Source organism: Methylobacterium sp. Gmos1 (genome assembly GCF_053764715.1).
On record NZ_JBSNCC010000005.1, the window covers coordinates 230,717 to 248,028 of the forward strand.

A 17,312-nucleotide genomic window follows, 5' to 3' on the forward strand; every position below is an offset into this window, starting at 1 on the left:
CTCAGGGACGCTCCAGGCGGCGGGATTCGGCCTCGCGGAACAGCACGACCGGCCCCGCCACGATCACGAGCAGCACCACCGCCACCGCGGAGGCGAGCGGCCAGTCGCGGTTGGAGAAGAACTCGCTCCACAGCACGCGCCCGAGCATCAGGGTATCGGGACCGCCGAGCAGGTCCGGGATGATGAACTCGCCGGTGATCGGGATGAAGCACAGGAGCGCGCCGGCGACGAGGCCGGGCAGCGACAGGGGCAGGGTCACGGTGCGGAAGGCGGACAGCCGGCTCGCCCCGAGGTCGCGGGCGGCCTCGATCAGCCCGCGGTCGAGACGTTCCAGCACCGCGTAGAGCGGCAGCACCATGAACGGCAGGTAGGCGTAGACCACCCCGATCATCACCGCCGCCGGGGTGTTGAGGATCTCGACCGGCTTCGACACCAGCCCGAGCGCCAGGAGCGCCTGGTTGAGGAGCCCGTCGGCCTTCAGGATCGCGATCCAGGCGTAGACCCGGATCAGAAAGCTCGTCCAGAACGGGATCACCATCAGGGCGACGAGGAGCGGCTGCCACGCCTTCGGCGCCCGCGCCATCGCGTAGGCGACAGGATAGCCGACGAGGACCAGCAGCACCGTCGTGGACAAGGCGACGGCGAGCGAGGTCAGGCCCGCCTCGAGGTAGAGGGGATCGGCGATCAGCGTGCGGTAGTTCTCGAAGTCGAGGGCGGCGAGCACGTCGGCCCAGGCCGCGAGCCCCGCATCCCAGGCGAGCACCGGGGTGTAGGGCGGCAGCGCCGTCGCCGGGTCCGACAGGCTGATCTTGACGACGACGAGGAACGGCAGGCCGAAGAAGGCGAGGAGCCAGAGCAGCGGCACAGCCGGCAGGCGCAGGCGCCGCAGGGACTCGCGCAGGCGCACCCTCATCTCGCGCGGGCGCGCCCTCATGCGGGATCCGCCGGCAGCAGCGAGGCGGCCTCGGGCGCGAAGGCGAGGCACACCGGGGCGCCGACGGCCGGGCCGGCTCCGGGCGGTCCCGCGGCGCGCAAGCTCCGCCCGTCGGCGAGGCCGACCCGGTAGAGGATCCTGTCCCCGAGATAGGTCGCGTCGAGGAGCGTGCCCGGAAGGCCGTCCTCCCCGAGGGTCAGACGCTCCGGCCGCAGGGCGAAGAGGCCCGGGGCGCCGGCCGGCCCTGCGCCGTGATGGTCGAAGGCCCGCAAGGGGCCGAGCGGCGTGTCGAGGTTGCGCAGGCCCCCTGCCCCGCCCTCCCCGAGCCGGCCCTCGATCAGGTTCACGTCGCCGAGGAGGCCCGCGACGTAGCGGGTGGCCGGGCGCTCGTAGAGCACGGCGGCCGGCCCGACCTGGACCAGCCGGCCCGCCGCCATCACGCCGATGCGGTCGGCGAGCACCATCGCCTCGGCGGGGTCGTGGGTGACGACCACGAAGGTGGTGCCGAGCCGGCGCTGGAGCGCCCGCAGCTCGCCCTGCGTCTCCTCCCGCAAGGCACGGTCGAGGGCGCCGAGCGGCTCGTCGAGAAGCAGCACCCGGGGTCGCTTGGCGAGCGCCCGGGCGAGCGCCACCCGCTGGCGCTGGCCCCCGGAGAGCTGGTCGGGCCGGCGGGCGGCCAGATGCTCGAGCTGGACGAGCCGCAGCATCTCGGCCACCCGGGCGGTGATCTCAGGCTCCGGCAAGCCCTCCCGCTCGAGCCCGTAGGCGATGTTCCTCGCCACGTCCCGGTGCGGGAACAGGGCATAGGACTGGAACATCATGTTGACCGGCCGGCGATGCGGCGGCACCCCGGCGAGGTCCTGCCCGTCGAGGAGGATCGTTCCGGCGCTCGGCTCCTCGAAGCCGGCGGTCATGCGCAGGAGCGTGGACTTGCCGCAGCCCGACGGCCCGAGCAGGCAGAACACCGCCCCGGGTTCGAGGTCGAGGTCGATGCCATCGACGGCGAGGTGGTCGCCGAAGCGCTTCGACACCGCCGCGAAGCGGAGGCGGCCGGTGGCGGGCGAGGTCGTGGAGGAGGCAGGCGTCGTCACGTCGTCCGGGCGGCGCGGGCGGGCGGGAGCCCGACATCTAGCCCGGGAAGGCGGCGTCCGGGAAGGGCCGCCGAGTGCGGGCCCGCCGCGCGTGAGCGAACAGCATCATTCCGCGGACGGAAAACACCTTGACCGTGGTAACGGTAATCTTCGCCGCCCTCGATCCTTCGAACCAAGGCCGGGTGCCGTAGCACCTTGCACTCTATCCGGAGCCGTGCATTGATGAGCGCCGACACGCGTCGATGCCGTTCACTGCGTCCAGGGACCTGAACGGCCTCCGCATCTCCTCCCGAGACGTGTCACAGACTTGGCGTCTCTCTCCGCGCGGGGAGGGGCGCCTTTGTCTGTGACGGCTGCGGTGCGTTCGGGAGCGCGGACCCGGTCGTTCGACCGCGAGCGACGCCATACCCTGCAGGTCGTTCCGGCGCCGATCCCGGCCGTGCCAAGCGCCCGACGCTCGACGCTCGACCGAAAACCACCGTCGCCTGTCGAGATTGGCCAGCCGCCGGTGCCGCGGCTCTCGCGGGCACCTCCGAACCCCCCCGCGACCACCCGTCCCCAACCCCCCCATACTCCCTTGGGGAACGACCCCACACTGGAACGGTTATTGGGTATGCCGCCCGGCCGATGGGCCGCGCGCTTCCTGAGCGCGCGCCGGTGCCGGGCCTCCTCACGATCGATGGCAGGCCCATGTTGAGCGAAAGCGGCTCCTCCGCCCCACCGGGGACGATTCCCGTCACCCTCACGGTCAACGGGCAGGAGCGCAAGCTCCAGGTCGCGCCCTGGACCACGCTCCTCGACCTGTTGCGCGAGGAACTCGACCTCACCGGCACCAAGAAGGGCTGCGACCACGGCCAGTGCGGCGCCTGCACGGTCATCGTCGACGGCAAGCGGATCAATTCCTGCCTGGCGCTGGCGGTGCAGAAGGACGGCGCCACGGTCACCACGATCGAGGGCCTGTCCTCGGGTGCCCTCCACCCGGTCCAGGCGGCGTTCGTCGAGCACGACGCGTTCCAGTGCGGCTACTGCACGCCGGGCCAGATCATGTCGGCGGTGGCGCTGATCGAGGAGGGCCGCGCCCGCTCCCGCGAGGAGATCCGCGAGCACATGAGCGGCAACATCTGCCGCTGCGGCGCCTATTCCAACATCGTCGACGCCGTCGAGGACGTACTGAAGCACAAGTCGTCCTCGTTCCGGGAGGCCGCGGAATGAACCGGTTCGACTATACCCGCGCCGGCACCGTGCAGGAGGCCGTGCAGGCCCTCGCGTCCGATCCGGCGGCGCGCTTCATCGCCGGCGGCACCAACCTCGTCGATCTGATGAAGTACAACGTCGAGCGGCCGGGGCGCCTCATCGACATCACCCGCCTGCCCCTCGACGAGATCGTCCAGCACGAGGGGGGCCTGCGCCTCGGCGCGCTGGTGCCGAACGCCACGCTCGCCTACGACCCGCTGGTCAACGAGCGCTATCCCCTGCTCGCGAGCGCGCTGCTCGCCGGCGCCTCGCCGCAGCTGCGCAACGCCGCCACCACCGGCGGCAACCTGCTCCAGCGCACGCGCTGCTACTATTTCTACGACGAGGGCACGCCCTGCAACAAGCGCGAGCCCGGCAGCGGCTGCCCGGCGATGACGGGCGTGAACCGCATCCACGCCATCCTCGGCGCCTCGGACAAGTGCATCGCCACCCATCCCTCCGACATGTGCGTGGCGCTGGCGGCCCTCGACGCCACCGTGCAGGTCGAGGGACCGGACGGCCGGCGCGCGATCCCCATCGGTGAGTTCCATCGCCTGCCGGGCGACCAGCCGCACATCGACACCACCCTGCGCCACGGCGAGATCGTGCTCTCGGTCGACCTGCCGGACGAGGACTTTTCGAAGCACTACACCTACCTGAAGCTGCGCGACCGGCTGTCCTACGCGTTTGCGCTCGTCTCGGTCGCGGCGGCGCTGGAGATGGACGGCGACACGATCCGCACCGCGCGCCTGGCGCTCGGCGGCGTCGCCCACAAGCCCTGGCGCAACGAAGAGGCGGAAAGCCGCCTCCAGGGCAGGCCCGCCACGCCGGAGACCTTCCGCGAGGCCGCGGACGTGATCCTGGCCGAGGCCCGGCCCTATTCCCACAACGCCTTCAAGGTCGAGCTGGCGCGGCGCGCCATCGTGCGGGGCCTGTCCCAGGCCGCCGCCGGCACGCCGCAATCCCAGACCGACAAGCGCATCGCGTAAGAGGACCGCCATGGCCACCCCCTCGCACTATGTCGGCACCGCAAGGAGCCGGCTCGACGGCCCCGCCAAGGTGACAGGCGCCGCCAGGTACGCCGCCGAGTTCACCGCCCCCGACCTCGCCCACGGGGTCGTGGTGTCGAGCGCCATCGCCAAGGGCCGCATCACCGCGATCGACACCAAGGCCGCCGAGGCGGTGCCCGGCGTCATCAAGGTGTTCACCCACGAGAACAAGCCGCGCACCGCCTGGCTCGACTACAATTACCGCGACCAGGTCGCGCCGCCCGGCTCGCCGTTCCGGGCGCTCAACGGCCCCGAGGTCGTCTATGGCGGCCAGCCGGTGGCGCTGGTGGTGGCCGAGAGCTTCGAGCTCGCCCGCCACGGCGCCAGCCTCGTCAAGGTGACCTACGAGGAGGAGGTGCCGAACACCGACCTCGCGAAGAACCGCGACGCGGCCTACGTGCCGCCGAAGAAGCGCTCGGGCATCAAGCCGCCGCCGGACCCGCGCGGGGACGCCGCGGGCGCCTACGACGCCGCGCCGATCCGCCTGCGCCACGAGTACAAGCAGGCGATCGAGCACCACAACCCGATGGAGCCGCACGCCTCGACGGTGGTCTACGAGGGCGAGGGCAAGCTCACCATCCACGACAAGATCCAGGGCGTGAACAACACGCAGGGCTACGTCTGCAGCGTGTTCAGCCTGAAGCTCGACGACGTGCGGGTGATCACCCCTTACGTCGGCGGCGGGTTCGGCTCAGGGTTACGGCCGCAATACCAGCTCTACCTCGCGGTCTCGGCCGCCCTCGACCTCAAGCGCTCGGTGCGGGTGGTGCTGACCCGCGACCAGATGTTCACCTTCGGCTACCGGCCCGAGACCTACCAGACCGTGGCGCTCGGCGCCGACCGGGACGGACGGCTCCAGGCGCTGACGCACGACGCGGTCGCCGGCACCTCGACCTTCGAGGATTACCAGGAGGCGGTCGTCAACTGGTCGGGCCTGCTCTACCACTGCCCTAACGTCACGCTCGACTACAAGCTCGCCAAGATCGACACCTACACCCCGTCCGACATGCGCGCGCCGGGCGCGGTGACGGGCATCTTCGCCCTCGAATGCGCGATGGACGAGCTGGCCTACGCCACCGGCGTCGATCCGCTGGAGTTGCGCCTGCGCAACTACGCCGAGCGCGACGAGGGCGAGGGCAAGGACTTCACCTCGAAGGCCCTGCGTGCCGCCTACGAGCAGGGCGCCGAGCGCTTCGGCTGGTCGAAGCGGAAGGCGGAGCCGCGCTCGATGCGCGACGGGCGCGAGCTCGTCGGCTGGGGCATGGCGACCGGCGTGTGGGAGGCGATGATGATGCAGTCGAGCGCGAGCGCCACGCTCACGCCCGACGGCAAGCTCGAACTCGCCTGCTCGACCGCCGATCTGGGGACCGGCACCTACACGATCCTGGCGCAGATCGGCGCCGACGCGCTCGGGCTGCCGCTCGACCAGGTCACCACCCGGCTCGGCGACACCGCGCTGCCCGAGGCGCCGCTCGCCGGCGGCTCCTGGACCGCGGCCTCCTCGGGCGCCGCCGTGCAGGCGGCCTGCCGCACGGTAGCGGAAAAGCTGTTCGGCTACGCCCGCGGCATGGCGGAGTCACCGCTTGCCAACGCCGATTTCGCCCACGTGACCTTCGCCGACGGCGAGATCCGGCTCCAGGGCGATCCCTCGCGCAAGGTCTCGATCACCGAGGCGATGCGGGCCGGCGGCGCCGAGACGGTCACGGCGACCGAGAAGGTCAAGCCGAGCATGCTCACCAACATGCGCTTCTCGGCCTACACCCACTCGGCGGTCTTCGCCGAGGTGAAGATCGACGAGGATCTCGGCGTGGTGCGGGTGACGCGGGTGGTGAGCGCCATCGCGGCCGGCAAGATCCTCAACCTCAAGACCGCCCGCAGCCAGATCCTCGGCGGGGTGGTGATGGGGATCGGCGCGGCGCTGGAGGAGGAGTCGATGCTCGACCACACCCTCGGGCGGATCATGAACCACAATCTCGGCGAGTACCACGTGCCGGTGAACGCCGACATCCACGACATCGAGGTGATCTTCGTCGACGAGCACGACGACAAGGTCAGCCCGCTCGGCGTCAAGGGCCTCGGCGAGATCGGCATCGTCGGCGCGGCCGCCGCGGTGGCGAACGCGGTGTTCCACGCCACCGGCAAGCGGGTGCGCGAGCTGCCGATCACCATCGACAAGATCATCGCCTGACCCATCTCACGCCGTGGAGACAGCAAGGGGCGGGGCCTTTCGGGCTTCCGCCCCTCGCGTTTGTGCACGGGGAGCAGTGCCCATGGACGTCAACAGCGTCACGGCCGGCGAGGTCGAGATCACCTACGAGGCCTCGGGGCCGGACATGGGCCAGCCGGTCCTCCTGCTGCACGGCTGGCCGGACGACCCGCGGACCTTCGACGGCGTGGTGCCCGTGCTGAACGCCGCCGGCTGGCGCACCATCGTGCCCTACTGGCGCGGCTGCGGGCCGACGAAGTTCCTGAACCCGGAAGGCCCGAAGACCGGCGAGACCGCGGCGCTCGCCACCGACATCCTCGGCTTCATGGATGCCCTCGGCTTCTCGCGCCTTCCGGTCGTCGGCCACGACTGGGGCGCGCGGGTCGCCTACATGCTCGCCGCGGCCCGGCCGCAGCGGGTGTCCTCGATCGCCGCCCTCTCGGTGCCCTGGGCGCCGGGCCGCATCGGCGTGCCGCCGCTGCCGCAGGTGCGCGCCTTCTGGTACCAGTGGTTCATGAACACCGAGCCGGGCGCCGCCTTCGTGCGCGAGAACCCGCTCGCCTTCGCCCGCGAGCAATGGGTGGCCTGGAGCCCGCCCGGGCCGTGGTTCACCGACGAGACCTTCGGCAAGACCGCCCCGTCGCTCCAGAACCCGGACTGGGCCGCCGTCACCCTCAACTTCTACCGCTCGCGCTGGGGCGCCGACGCGCCCGACCCGCGTTTTTCCGAGCTGCGGCAGGCGGCGGAGGCAGCGCCAAGCATCGCGGTGCCGACCCTGGTGATCCACGGCGCCGACGACACCTGCCTGCTCCCGGCCTCGTTCGCGGGCCAGGCGCAGCACTTCACCGGGCCGTACCGGCAGGTCGAGCTCGACGGCGTCGGCCACTTCCCGACCCGGGAGGCGCCGGACAAGGTGGCCGAGGCGCTGCTGACGCATCTGGGCGAGGTCGGGCAGCATTGAGGCGGGGTCATCCGCCGAAGGCAGCGGCAACGGCCTGAAACTTGCTGAACCTCTGCGTGTCTCGAGGCAGGGGAAGCCCGATGGAACCCGTCACGCTGCTCTCGTTCGCAGCCGCCTTCCTGGTCTTCGCCGCGAGCCCCGGGCCCGACAACATGACCATCGTCGCTCGCACCCTGTCGCACGGGCCGGCGGCGGGCCTCGCCTACGGCTTCGGCATGGTGGCCGGCATCCTGGCCGTGCTGATCCTCGCGGCGTACGGGCTCGCGGTGGTGGCGCAGGAGATGGGGGCGGCGATGACGGTCCTGCGGTACGCGGGCGCCGCCTACCTGGTCTGGGCCGGGATCCGGCTCTGGACCGCGGAGCCGGTGCTGCCGGCGGAGCGCGCGGGCGGCCAGCGTCCCGGCCTCGCGGCAAGCGCGCTGACCGGCTTTGCCCTCAACCTCGGCAACCCGAAGATGCCGCTGTTCTACGTCGCCCTGTTGCCGAACGTCGTCGGCGCCGCCCTCACCCCGGCGCAGGTCGGGATCCTCGCCGCCGTGATCCTGGCGGTCGAGGCCGTGGTGATCGGCGGGCACGTCCTCCTGGCCGGGCGGCTGCGGCGGACCTTGCGCACCCGCGCGGCGGTCCGGCGGGTGAACCGGGTCGCCGGCGGGGTCATGGTCGGCGCCGGGGTGGCGGTGGTCGCGGCGCGCTGAGCCGCTGTCCTTTTTCGTCCGCTTCCGGTCCGGACGCGGCCTTTCGGGATCCGGGGCGGCGCCTATCCTGGCGCCGTCCCAACCGTTAAGGATCAGGCCCATGCCGGACACCGCCCTCCTCGTCATCGACGTCCAGGAGTCCTTCCGCCACCGCCCCTACTGGGACGAGGCCGACCTCCCCCGCTTCCTCGATCGGACGCAGGCACTGATCGACGGTGCCGTGGCGCGAAACGTCCCCGTGGTGCAGGTCTTCCACGTCGAGGAGGAGGGGCCGTTCTCCCTCGCATCCGGCAATGTCCGCACCCTGGAGCCGCTGCGGCTTGCGCCCGACGCGGTGTTCCACAAGCGGCGCCACAGCGCGCTCGTCGGCAGCGGGCTCGACGTCTGGCTCAACCAGAACGGACTCCGCCGGCTGCTCGTCGCCGGCATCCGCACCGAGCAGTGCTGCGAGACCACCACCCGCCACGCCTCGGACCTCGGCTACGCGGTCGACTACGTCGCGGAGGCGACCCTGACCTTCGCGATGACCGACGCCGCCGGCCGGCGCTGGAGCGCCGACGAGATCCGGGCGCGCACCGAGCTGGTGCTGGCCGGGCGCTTCGCCCGCATCGCGACGGTCGCGGAGGCGCTTTCCGGGCCGGCCTCCCGCCTCGCGGCGTGAGCGCGCCGGCCGAGATCCCGGTCGTGGTGGTGTGCCCGCCGCGCACCCTGCTCCTCGACGTGGCCGGGCCGGTCGAGGTCCTGCGCAAGGCCAACCTGATCCAGGACCGGGTGCGGTTTCGCGTCAGCCATGTCGGGCCGCACCCCGAGGTCGCGAGCTCGATCGGGCTCGGGTTGTCCGGCCTGCGGCCCCTGCCCGCGCCGCTGCCGGAGGGAGCGACCGTGGTGCTCGCCGGCACGGCGGAGCTGGTGCTGGGCGATCCCCATCCCCCGGGCGAGCCCGAGCGGGCGGCCGAGGCGGCGATCGTCGCCTGGCTGCGGGACGCGGTCCGCCCGGGCCACCGCCTGGTCTCGATCTGCTCCGGCGCCCTGCTGGCGGCCCGGGCCGGGCTGCTGGACGGGCATGCCTGCACCACCCATCACGGGGCCTGCGCCGAGCTCGCGGCGCTGGCGCCCGCAGCACGGGTGCTGGAGGACCGGCTGTTCGTCGAGGACGGCGAGCGGCTGACCAGCGCGGGCATCACCGCCGGTATCGACCTGATGCTGCACCTGGTGGCGCGCCTCGTCGATCCGGCCTGCGCCGCGGCGGTGGCGCGCTACCTCGTCGTGTACCTGCGCAGGAGCGGCCACGACCCGCAACTCTCGCCCTGGCTGGAGGGGCGCAACCACCTGCACCCGGCGATCCATCGGGTGCAGGACGCGGTGAGCGCCGATCCGGCCCGGGCCTGGAACCTGGAGGCGCTGGCCGACATCGCCGCCACCAGCCCGCGCCACCTCTCGCGGCTGTTCAACCGCCATGCCGGGATGAGCCTGCCGAGCTACGTCAATGCCCTGCGGGTGGCCCTCGCCCGCGACCTCCTCGGCCGGACCCGCCTGGACATGGAGAGCGTCGCCGAGCGGGCGGGTTTCGCCTCGCCGCGCCAGCTCCGCCGGGCCTGGGGGCGCCTGCACGACCGCCCGCCGAGCGCGCTGCGGGAGGGGTAAGGTTTTCGAGCATTTTCCGACGAAGTGGAAACCGGTTCGTCGCAGAAAATGCTTCAAAATCAAAAACCTAGAGACCTTCACGATTGCAACGCGATCGTGAAGGCCTCTAGGCGAGCAGCGCGTCCCGGTCGAGCCCGAGCGCACCCGCCACCTCGGTCAGGGCCCGGTGCTCGGACGGGCTGATGCCCTCGAAATCGGCGACGTCGGCGGCGATCAGGAAGACGCTCTGGCGCTGCTCGGCCGGGCGCTCGGCCAGCGCCTCGATGAAGTGGATGTTCTGCATCCGCCCGGCGCGGGTGCGGGCGCGGCCGATCGCGTCGTAGAGCTCTTCCTCCAGCATCAGGCTGTCGTAGCCCTTCTCGAGGATCGGGTCGGCCAGCATGCCCTTCAGCGCCGCCTCGAACTCCGCACCCGCGACCTCGCCGTCGGCCACGATCACGTTGGCGCAGGCCGACACCGCGGCCCGCATCAGCGCGGCATCGCCCGCATAAGCCGTCACCGTCTGCTTGAACCGGCCGAAGGCCGCCTGAACGAGGCTCATCGGGCTCCCTTGTCTCGCGTGTCCGTCGCGGCCTGCTTAGCAAGCGCGGGGAGACGAGAAAATCGGCAGCCTGCCGCAGCGCAGCATGAACGGCCCGGAAGTTCCCCGCGGGTCACAGTTCCCGGCGCCTCAGAGTTCCTGCCGGACCTGAGCGTGGGCCAGGAGCGCGAACAGGCCGGTGCCGCCGACGACGTTGCCGACCAGGGCCGGCAGGATCATACCGCCGAAGACCTGGGCCGGGCCGGCCTCCCCGGCAAAGAGCAGCAGGAAGGCCTCCGCCGCGCCCGCCACCACGTGGGTGAAGTCGCCGAGCACGATCGCGAAGGTGACGGCGAAGACGATCCAGAACTCGCCCCCGCTCGATGCCGCACGCAGCCACGCCACGGTGGCGATCAGGAAGCCGGCCGGGATGCCCTGGAGCAGCATCTCGGACGGCGCCTTGTGCATCAGGCTCTCCCGCGACACGGCCAGCATCGCGTCGAGGAGACCTGCGCTCACCAGGTGGCCGTGGACGTTGAGCGCCGCCGCGGCGGCGGTGCCGGCGAGGTTGCCGAGGAGCACGATGCCCCACAGCCGGGCGGTGGCGGCGAGCGCCCGCCGGCTCGGCTCGGTGACGAGGGGCAGCACGGTCACGATCGTCTGCTCGGTGAAGAGCTGGAGCCGCCCGAGGATCACGATCAGGAAGCCGAGGGGATAGCCGAGCTGCGAGACGAGAGTGCGGGCCGCCATGTCGGCCGGCAGCTTGTGGTGCAGGGCGCCCTGCGCGATCACCGAGGCGGTGATCGCGATACCGGCCGCGACGCCGGACCAGAACAGCGAGCCGGCGGGGCGCGCCAGCTCCTCCCGTCCCTGCTTGCGCACCGCCTCGTGGACGACCGTGGCGCGGGGCGCCGAGCGATCCTCGATCTCGCCGCGCTCGCCTTCGTCCCGTTCCGCCATGATGATGCCGTGCCGCCTCTGGAGCGGGTTCGACGCGCGGCATCTGCCGCCGTTCCACGCCCTCCTCCGGCCGGTTGCGGGCGACTCGAGCGCTTCACGATCGCGTTGCAATCGCGAAGCGCTCGAGATCTTTAATTTTTGCCGCATTTTCTGCGACGAACCGGTATCCACTTCGTCGGAAAATGCTCTGAGCGCTGGCGTTATCCGTCGGGACGACCGGATCGAAGAACCGGAGCGGGAGGCAAGCGTGGATGCAGACGAGCACCGCACGGGGCGGGCCCTCGCCCGTCGGCCGTCCTCCGACCCGACCCTGCCGCCGCGGGCCCCGGCCGGGGCGACGCCCTCCGCCGCCCCGACCCGCCTGACCGCCCGGTTGCAGCGGGCCCACGCCGTCGCGGACCTGCGCGACCAGGCCGCGCGCCGGCTGCCGAAGGCGGTGTTCGACTTCATCGACGGCGGTGCCGAGGACGAGCGCACGCTTCGCGACAACGTCGAGGCCTTCGACGCCTGGATGCTGATGCCGCGGGTCGGCGTCGATGTCGGCACCCGCGACCTGTCGCGGTCGATCCTCGGCTACCCCTCCTCGTTGCCGATCATGATGGCTCCGACCGGGCTCGCCGGGTTCTTCTGGCCCGACGGCGAGGTGGCGGGGGCGCAGGCCGCCGCCAGGGCCGGCATCCCCTACTGCCTGTCGACCAACTCCGTCGGTTCGATCGAGCACGTGGCGGCGGGCGCACCCGGGGGCGAGCGCTGGTTCCAGCTCTACTTTCTGCGCGATCGGGAGTGGATGCAGGCGCTGCTGCGCCGGGCCGCCGCGTCGCGCTACCGGGTGCTGTGCCTCACCGTCGACCTCGCCGTGCAGGGACGGCGCGAGCGCGACCTGCGCAACGCCTTCACCATGCCGCTGCGCCCGCGCCTCTCCACCGCCCTCGACCTCGCCCGCCGCCCGGCCTGGCTCGCCGGCGCCGCCCGCTCGCGGCTGGGCTTCGGCAACTTCCAGGTCGCGGGCAGCGGCTTCACCAGCGTGGCGCAGCACGTCGCCTCGCTGTTCGACCCCTCGGCGAACTGGGACGACATCGCGCGCATCCGCGATCAGTGGCGCGGCCCGATGGCGCTCAAGGGTCTCCTGCACCCGGCCGACGCCGAGAAGGCGGTGGGACTCGGGATCGAGGCGGTGATCGTGTCGAACCACGGCGGACGCCAGCTCGACGACGTGCCGGCGGCGATCGCGGCGCTCCCCGAGGTGGCCGAGGCGGTGGGGGCCCGCGCCGAAATCATCCTCGACGGCGGCGTGCGCCGCGGCACCGACGTGATCAAGGCGCTGGCGCTCGGGGCCACCGCGTGCAGCCTGGGCCGGCCGTTCCTGTGGGGCCTGTCGGCCGGCGGGACCGAGGGCGTCTCGCGGACGATCGAGATCTTCCGGGGCGAACTCGACAACGCCATGACCCTGCTCGGGACGCCGACGCTCGAATCCATCACGCGCGACCACGTGCGGGCGCGGCGGGGTGGAGGGTGGTGAGAGGGAAGCTCGATGCTTCCACGAACACACCCGGTACAGTCCGAGCTTCTCGTACCTCCTTCACAAGTTATCCCATCCACCCGGACCACGCTGCCGCTCCTCACGCCGCGTGCCGCCCCGCCTCCGCGCCGAAATGCCCGATATAGCGCTTGGCGATGGCCTCGACGGGGAGCACCACGAACACGTCGGTAGTGCCGAACTGGTGATCGACCACCGCGCCGTCGCCGAAGGTGGCGCCGACCCGCAGATACCCCTTGATCAGCGGCGGCAGGGCCTGGAGGGCGGCCTTGGGGTCGATCGCCTCGCGGTTGAGGCGGTCCATGGCGACGTGGCGGCCCGGGAGCGCGCGGGCGCGCCAGCCCTCGGGGGCACGGGCGAAGTGGTGCAGGAAGCTCAGGGGGAGCGCCAGGCGGTCGGGATCGGTGCCCTCCAGGCTGGCGCAGCCGAGCATCGCGTCGATGCGATGGTGCAGCACGTAGGTCCAGATGCCGTGCCACAAGAGTTCGACGGTGCGCTTGGTGCGGTAGGGCTTGAGCACGCAGGAGCGGCCGAGCTCCAGCAGGCGCTTGCCGGCATTGGCCTCGAGCACCGGGCCGAGATCGTACTCGCCGGCGGTGTAGAAACCGAAGTTCCGGTCGGCCTGCTCCTGGCGCAGCAGCCGGTAGGTGCCGACGACCCGGGGCTTGGGCTTGCGGAAGGGCTTCTGTTCCTGGGCGGCGTGGTCGATCACCAGGAGGTGGTCGCAGACCGGGTCGTACTCGTCGGCGTCGCGGCGCTTGAGCATGGCGAGGCCGGTCGGGATCGCCGCCATCTCCTCGTAGAACACGCGGTAGCGCAGGCGCTGGGCCCGCTTGACCTCCTTCGGCGTCGTCGCGAGGCGCACCTCGAGGGAGCCGATGCGGCCGAGCACCGGGTCGAGGCCGGGCGTCTCGAAGTGTTTCAGGCGCGGGAACAGGCGCGCGGGCTGGCCGAACCCCTTGAGGTGGATGCCGCCCTCCGCGGCGCGGCCGATGAGGCGCGCGAGGGGAATGCCGGGCGGGACATCGCGGCCGTCGCCGGCCGGGCCGCGGGTGAGGAACGGAACCATGATCGAGGCATCCCGTGCGGCGCCGACCGATCCGGCACCAGGAGGGCTGGAGCGCCCTCACGCGGCGACAAGACACCACGAAACCCCGCACGGGAATATGACAGGGGTTTACAAAGAGTCACAGTCGGTTGGCGGGGCGGTGCCGCCCCGCCGCGCAAAAGCTCAGACGAACTGGCTCAGCCCCGGGACCGAGCCGACTATCGGCCCCATTACGTCCTCGCCGGCCTTCTCGCGGCCGTAGGCGAACAATTCGCGGCCGAGCGGCTGCATCTGGCCCATCGGCACGCCGGCCGACATCAGCTTCTGGCCGAGCGCCATCACGCCGCCGCCCATCATGCCGCCGAGCATGCCCATCAGGCCGCCGCCGCCTTCGCCGGGGCCGCCGTCGCCGGACTGGGCGATCGCCGCGTCGGCGCCCGGCATCGCGGCGATGAGCTTATTGACTTCCTCGGGCGGGCCTTCCTTCCGGAGGAAGGCCAGGATGAGCCCGATCGCCTTCTGGGCCGTGGTCGCGTCGAGTCCCGTGGCCTGCGTCACCCGGGCAACAAGCTCTTCCATCGTGGTCTCCCGCTCCTCGGCTTGAGCCGTCCGGCCCGCCGCCGGGCGGTCTTCGGCGAAGGGCGCCGGGAAATCAAGGCGCGGCGGCGAAACCGAGGGCTTCCGGCGTTGACAGGCGCCGCCGTTACCCGTTAACGGTGCCATCTGGCGCGCGGACTGCACGGTCCGCGCGCCGTCGCGTTCGCGATGGTCCTTCCGGACCTCCGAGCGTCAACTGTCAAAAAGACGACCCCGGCGCAGCGCCGGAGGCCGGATGGAACACGGACGAGAACGATGTTCGCAGTGATCAAGACCGGCGGCAAGCAGTACCGCGTCGCCGCCAACGACGTCATCACGATCGAGAAGCTCGAGGGCGAGGCCGGCACCGCGGTCACCTTCGGCGAGGTGCTGCTGTTCACCGACGGCGCCGGCGCGACCCAGGTCGGCGCCCCGCTGGTCTCCGGCGTCAGCGTCGCCGGCGAGATCGTGAAGCAGGCCCGCGGCCCGAAGGTTATCGCCTTCAAGAAGCGCCGCCGCCAGAACTCGCGCCGCAAGCGCGGTCACCGCCAGGACCTCACCGTGGTCCGCGTCACGGGCATCAGCGCCGCCTAAAGCTGGCTGCGAGCCCTTTTTCCAGAATCCAGGAGTTAGCCCCATGGCTCACAAGAAGGCAGGCGGTTCGTCCCGCAACGGTCGCGATTCGGCCGGTCGTCGTCTCGGCGTGAAGAAGTTCGGCAGCGAGGCCGTCATCGCCGGCAACATCATCGTGCGTCAGCGCGGCACCAAGTGGCATCCCGGCGTCAACGTCGGCATGGGCACCGACCACACCCTGTTCGCGCTCACCGACGGCAAGGTGCAATTTATTACCAAACGAGGCCGCGCCTTCGTAACGGTCGTCGCCAACGACGCCGCCCCGGCCCTGGAGGCCGCAGAGTAACCCGACGGAGCCAGTGACGAGGGAGCTCCGCCGGTGTCCCCACACCGACCCGGCGACTCCTGCTCATCTCAGGCCTGAAAACGGCCTAGCTCCGAGCGAGAACCGAAGGGAAGGTGGGGAACCACCTTCCCTTTCGTCGTTCTCGTAACCGCGCCCGAGCGGGAGGCTCTGGGTTCGGATCGGAGTCAGGCGATGTATCCCGACCTCACCCGCGACGATGTCTTCCGGCTCGAAACCCGGAGGCTGTGGCTGCGCTGGGCCCGCCAGGCCGACGCGCAAGCCCTCGTCCGATTCGCCGGTGAGAAAGCCGTAGCCGGGATGACCGCCCGTATTCCGCATCCGCTCGATCCGCCGACCGTGGACAGGTTCATCCTCGACTCGCGGCAGGCCAACGCGGATGGGCGGGCGCTCGTCATGGCGATCACGCCGCGGCGCCAGCCGACCCAGGCGATCGGCGTGGTCAGCATCGAGCCCGATCCGGAAGGCGGTGCCCCGCATCTCGGCTTCTGGCTCGGCACGCCGCACTGGGGCCAGGGCCTGGCCACCGAGGCCGCGCGGGCGATGATCGACGCCTTCTTCGCCTATACCGAGGGCAGCGAGCTCGCCTCCTCGGCGCGGGTGGTCAACCCGGCCTCGCGGCGGGTGCTGGAGAAGTGCGGCTTCGCCTCGGTCGGTTCCGGCCTGCAGGCCTTCCCGGCCCGGGGCGGCGTGTTCCCGGTCGACCGCTTCCGGCTCGACCGGCGGGCCTGGGACAGCCTGAAGACCTGGCACGCCGCGGGCCTCGTCTTCGAGCGTCACGATCGGCCGGAATGCCGGGTCGTCGCCTGATCTGATACACTCTCGGCGGCCGGGCCCCTCCCGGCCGCCCTTCCCTTTTCTGGAGTTCTGTCCCGTGAAGTTCCTCGACGAGGCCAAGGTCTACGTCCGCTCGGGAGACGGCGGCGCCGGCTGCGTCTCGTTCCGGCGGGAGAAGTTCATCGAGTTCGGCGGGCCCGACGGCGGCGACGGTGGCCGGGGCGGCGACGTCTGGATCGAGTGCGTCGAGGGGCTGAACACCCTGATCGACTACCGCTACCAGCAGCACTTCAAGGCGCGCAAAGGCGAGCACGGCTCGGGCCGCAACCGCGCCGGTGGCAAGGGCGAGGACGTGGTGCTGAAGGTGCCCGCCGGCACCGAGATCCTGGCGGAGGACCGCGAGACCCTCATCGCCGACATGACCACGGTCGGCCAGCGGGTGCGGCTCGCCAAGGGCGGCAACGGCGGCTTCGGCAACGCCTACTTCACCACCTCGACCAACCGCGCCCCGAAACACGCCAATCCGGGCCTCGAGGGCGAGGAGCACTGGCTCTGGCTGCGCCTCAAGCTCATCGCGGACGCGGGCCTCGTCGGGCTGCCCAACGCCGGCAAGTCGACGTTCCTGGCGACCGTGACGGCCGCCAAGCCTAAGATCGCCGACTACCCCTTCACCACCCTGCATCCGGGCCTCGGCGTCGTGCGGGTCGACACCCGCGAGTTCGTGCTCGCCGACATCCCGGGCCTGATCGAGGGCGCGCACGAGGGCGTGGGCCTCGGCGACAAGTTCCTCGCCCATGTCGAGCGCTGCCGGGTGCTGCTTCACCTCGTCGAGGGCACGAGCGAGGATGCGGGCGCGACCTACCGGCTGGTGCGCACCGAGCTCGAGGCCTACGGCAACGGCCTGGATGAGAAGCCGGAGGTAGTCGCCCTGTCGAAGGCGGACGCCCTCGATCCCGAGACCCTGGCGCTCCAGGTCGAGCGGCTGGAGGCGGAGACCGGCCAAAAACCCCTGATCCTGTCCTCGGCGACGCGGCAGGGCGTGACGGAGGCCCTGCGCACCCTGATGGCACGGATGGACGAAGCGGCGGCCGAGGCGCCGGTGGAGCGGGCGGCCTGGCAGCCTTGAGCGGAGTGCGCGTGCCGC

General features: G+C 71.6%; 18 protein-coding genes. 12 read left to right on the plus strand and 6 right to left on the minus strand.

Going from position 1 to position 17,312, the window contains the following annotated elements; translation table 11 throughout:
* Nucleotide 1: 1 nt before the first annotated feature.
* Complete coding sequence (locus ACS5PV_RS12940) at nt 2–934, minus strand: ABC transporter permease (protein ID WP_455395726.1); 933 nt, start codon at nt 932–934, stop codon at nt 2–4.
* Entirely contained in the window at nt 931–2,025 is a 1,095-nt protein-coding gene (locus ACS5PV_RS12945; RefSeq protein ID WP_455395727.1) for an ABC transporter ATP-binding protein, read from the minus strand. Before ACS5PV_RS12945 ends, ACS5PV_RS12940 begins: the two co-directional genes overlap by 4 nt.
* 690 nt (nt 2,026–2,715) lie before the next feature.
* On the opposite strand from ACS5PV_RS12945, the gene ACS5PV_RS12950 reads away from it, so the two are divergent.
* The 7 genes from ACS5PV_RS12950 to ACS5PV_RS12980 all read left to right on the plus strand — a co-directional run bounded on the left by ACS5PV_RS12950 (nt 2,716) and on the right by ACS5PV_RS12980 (nt 9,813).
* Nucleotides 2,716–3,237 carry a (2Fe-2S)-binding protein gene (locus ACS5PV_RS12950; RefSeq protein WP_455395728.1) on the plus strand — a complete coding sequence of 174 codons (522 nt, stop codon included), beginning with the start codon at nt 2,716–2,718 and terminating at the stop codon, nt 3,235–3,237.
* Complete coding sequence (locus ACS5PV_RS12955) at nt 3,234–4,247, plus strand: FAD binding domain-containing protein (RefSeq protein WP_455395729.1); 1,014 nt, start codon at nt 3,234–3,236, stop codon at nt 4,245–4,247. The genes ACS5PV_RS12950 and ACS5PV_RS12955 overlap by 4 nt, the downstream gene beginning before the upstream one ends.
* A 10-nt stretch (nt 4,248–4,257) precedes the next feature.
* Nucleotides 4,258–6,495: a xanthine dehydrogenase family protein molybdopterin-binding subunit gene (locus tag ACS5PV_RS12960; RefSeq protein WP_455395730.1), complete on the plus strand. Its 2,238-nt coding sequence runs from the start codon at nt 4,258–4,260 to the stop codon at nt 6,493–6,495.
* A gap of 82 nt (nt 6,496–6,577) precedes the next feature.
* The gene (locus ACS5PV_RS12965) at nt 6,578–7,474 is read left to right on the plus strand and encodes an alpha/beta fold hydrolase (protein ID WP_455395731.1); all 897 of its coding nucleotides are present in this window, start codon (nt 6,578–6,580) and stop codon (nt 7,472–7,474) included.
* Between the two features lie 80 nt (nt 7,475–7,554).
* Nucleotides 7,555–8,169: a LysE family translocator gene (locus ACS5PV_RS12970; protein ID WP_455395732.1), complete on the plus strand. Its 615-nt coding sequence runs from the start codon at nt 7,555–7,557 to the stop codon at nt 8,167–8,169.
* Nucleotides 8,170–8,269: 100 nt separating this feature from the next.
* On the plus strand, nt 8,270–8,830 hold the full coding sequence (locus ACS5PV_RS12975; protein ID WP_455395733.1) for an isochorismatase family protein: 561 nt from the start codon (nt 8,270–8,272) through the stop codon (nt 8,828–8,830).
* Nucleotides 8,827–9,813, plus strand: a complete 987-nt coding sequence (locus tag ACS5PV_RS12980; protein ID WP_455395734.1) for a GlxA family transcriptional regulator — start codon at nt 8,827–8,829, stop codon at nt 9,811–9,813. Before ACS5PV_RS12975 ends, ACS5PV_RS12980 begins: the two co-directional genes overlap by 4 nt.
* A gap of 106 nt (nt 9,814–9,919) precedes the next feature.
* On the opposite strand, the gene ACS5PV_RS12985 is transcribed toward ACS5PV_RS12980, so the two are convergent.
* Both ACS5PV_RS12985 and ACS5PV_RS12990 read right to left on the minus strand, forming a co-directional pair.
* Complete coding sequence (locus ACS5PV_RS12985; RefSeq protein WP_455395735.1) at nt 9,920–10,354, minus strand: tellurite resistance TerB family protein; 435 nt, start codon at nt 10,352–10,354, stop codon at nt 9,920–9,922.
* 129 nt (nt 10,355–10,483) lie between these two features.
* Nucleotides 10,484–11,293: a formate/nitrite transporter family protein gene (locus ACS5PV_RS12990; RefSeq protein ID WP_455395736.1), complete on the minus strand. Its 810-nt coding sequence runs from the start codon at nt 11,291–11,293 to the stop codon at nt 10,484–10,486.
* A 247-nt stretch (nt 11,294–11,540) separates the two neighbouring features.
* Between ACS5PV_RS12990 and ACS5PV_RS12995 the strand changes: the two genes are divergently transcribed.
* The gene (locus ACS5PV_RS12995; RefSeq protein WP_455395737.1) at nt 11,541–12,812 is read left to right on the plus strand and encodes an alpha-hydroxy acid oxidase; all 1,272 of its coding nucleotides are present in this window, start codon (nt 11,541–11,543) and stop codon (nt 12,810–12,812) included.
* 100 nt (nt 12,813–12,912) lie between these two features.
* On the opposite strand, the gene ACS5PV_RS13000 is transcribed toward ACS5PV_RS12995, so the two are convergent.
* Both ACS5PV_RS13000 and ACS5PV_RS13005 read right to left on the minus strand, forming a co-directional pair.
* Nucleotides 12,913–13,899 carry a GNAT family N-acetyltransferase gene (locus ACS5PV_RS13000; RefSeq protein WP_455395738.1) on the minus strand — a complete coding sequence of 329 codons (987 nt, stop codon included), beginning with the start codon at nt 13,897–13,899 and terminating at the stop codon, nt 12,913–12,915.
* 162 nt (nt 13,900–14,061) lie between these two features.
* The gene (locus tag ACS5PV_RS13005) at nt 14,062–14,457 is read right to left on the minus strand and encodes a DUF2267 domain-containing protein (protein ID WP_455395739.1); all 396 of its coding nucleotides are present in this window, start codon (nt 14,455–14,457) and stop codon (nt 14,062–14,064) included.
* A 273-nt stretch (nt 14,458–14,730) separates the two neighbouring features.
* On the opposite strand from ACS5PV_RS13005, the gene rplU reads away from it, so the two are divergent.
* From rplU to obgE, 4 genes are all read left to right on the plus strand, one after another.
* The gene (gene rplU / locus ACS5PV_RS13010) at nt 14,731–15,048 is read left to right on the plus strand and encodes a 50S ribosomal protein L21 (RefSeq protein ID WP_048436258.1); all 318 of its coding nucleotides are present in this window, start codon (nt 14,731–14,733) and stop codon (nt 15,046–15,048) included.
* A gap of 43 nt (nt 15,049–15,091) precedes the next feature.
* The gene (gene rpmA / locus ACS5PV_RS13015; protein WP_455395740.1) at nt 15,092–15,373 is read left to right on the plus strand and encodes a 50S ribosomal protein L27; all 282 of its coding nucleotides are present in this window, start codon (nt 15,092–15,094) and stop codon (nt 15,371–15,373) included.
* A 192-nt stretch (nt 15,374–15,565) separates the two neighbouring features.
* Nucleotides 15,566–16,201, plus strand: coding sequence for a GNAT family N-acetyltransferase (locus tag ACS5PV_RS13020; protein WP_455395741.1), 636 nt, complete (start codon nt 15,566–15,568; stop codon nt 16,199–16,201).
* 64 nt (nt 16,202–16,265) lie between these two features.
* Complete coding sequence (gene obgE / locus ACS5PV_RS13025) at nt 16,266–17,294, plus strand: GTPase ObgE (protein WP_455395742.1); 1,029 nt, start codon at nt 16,266–16,268, stop codon at nt 17,292–17,294.
* The last annotated feature ends 18 nt before the right edge of the window (nt 17,295–17,312 follow it).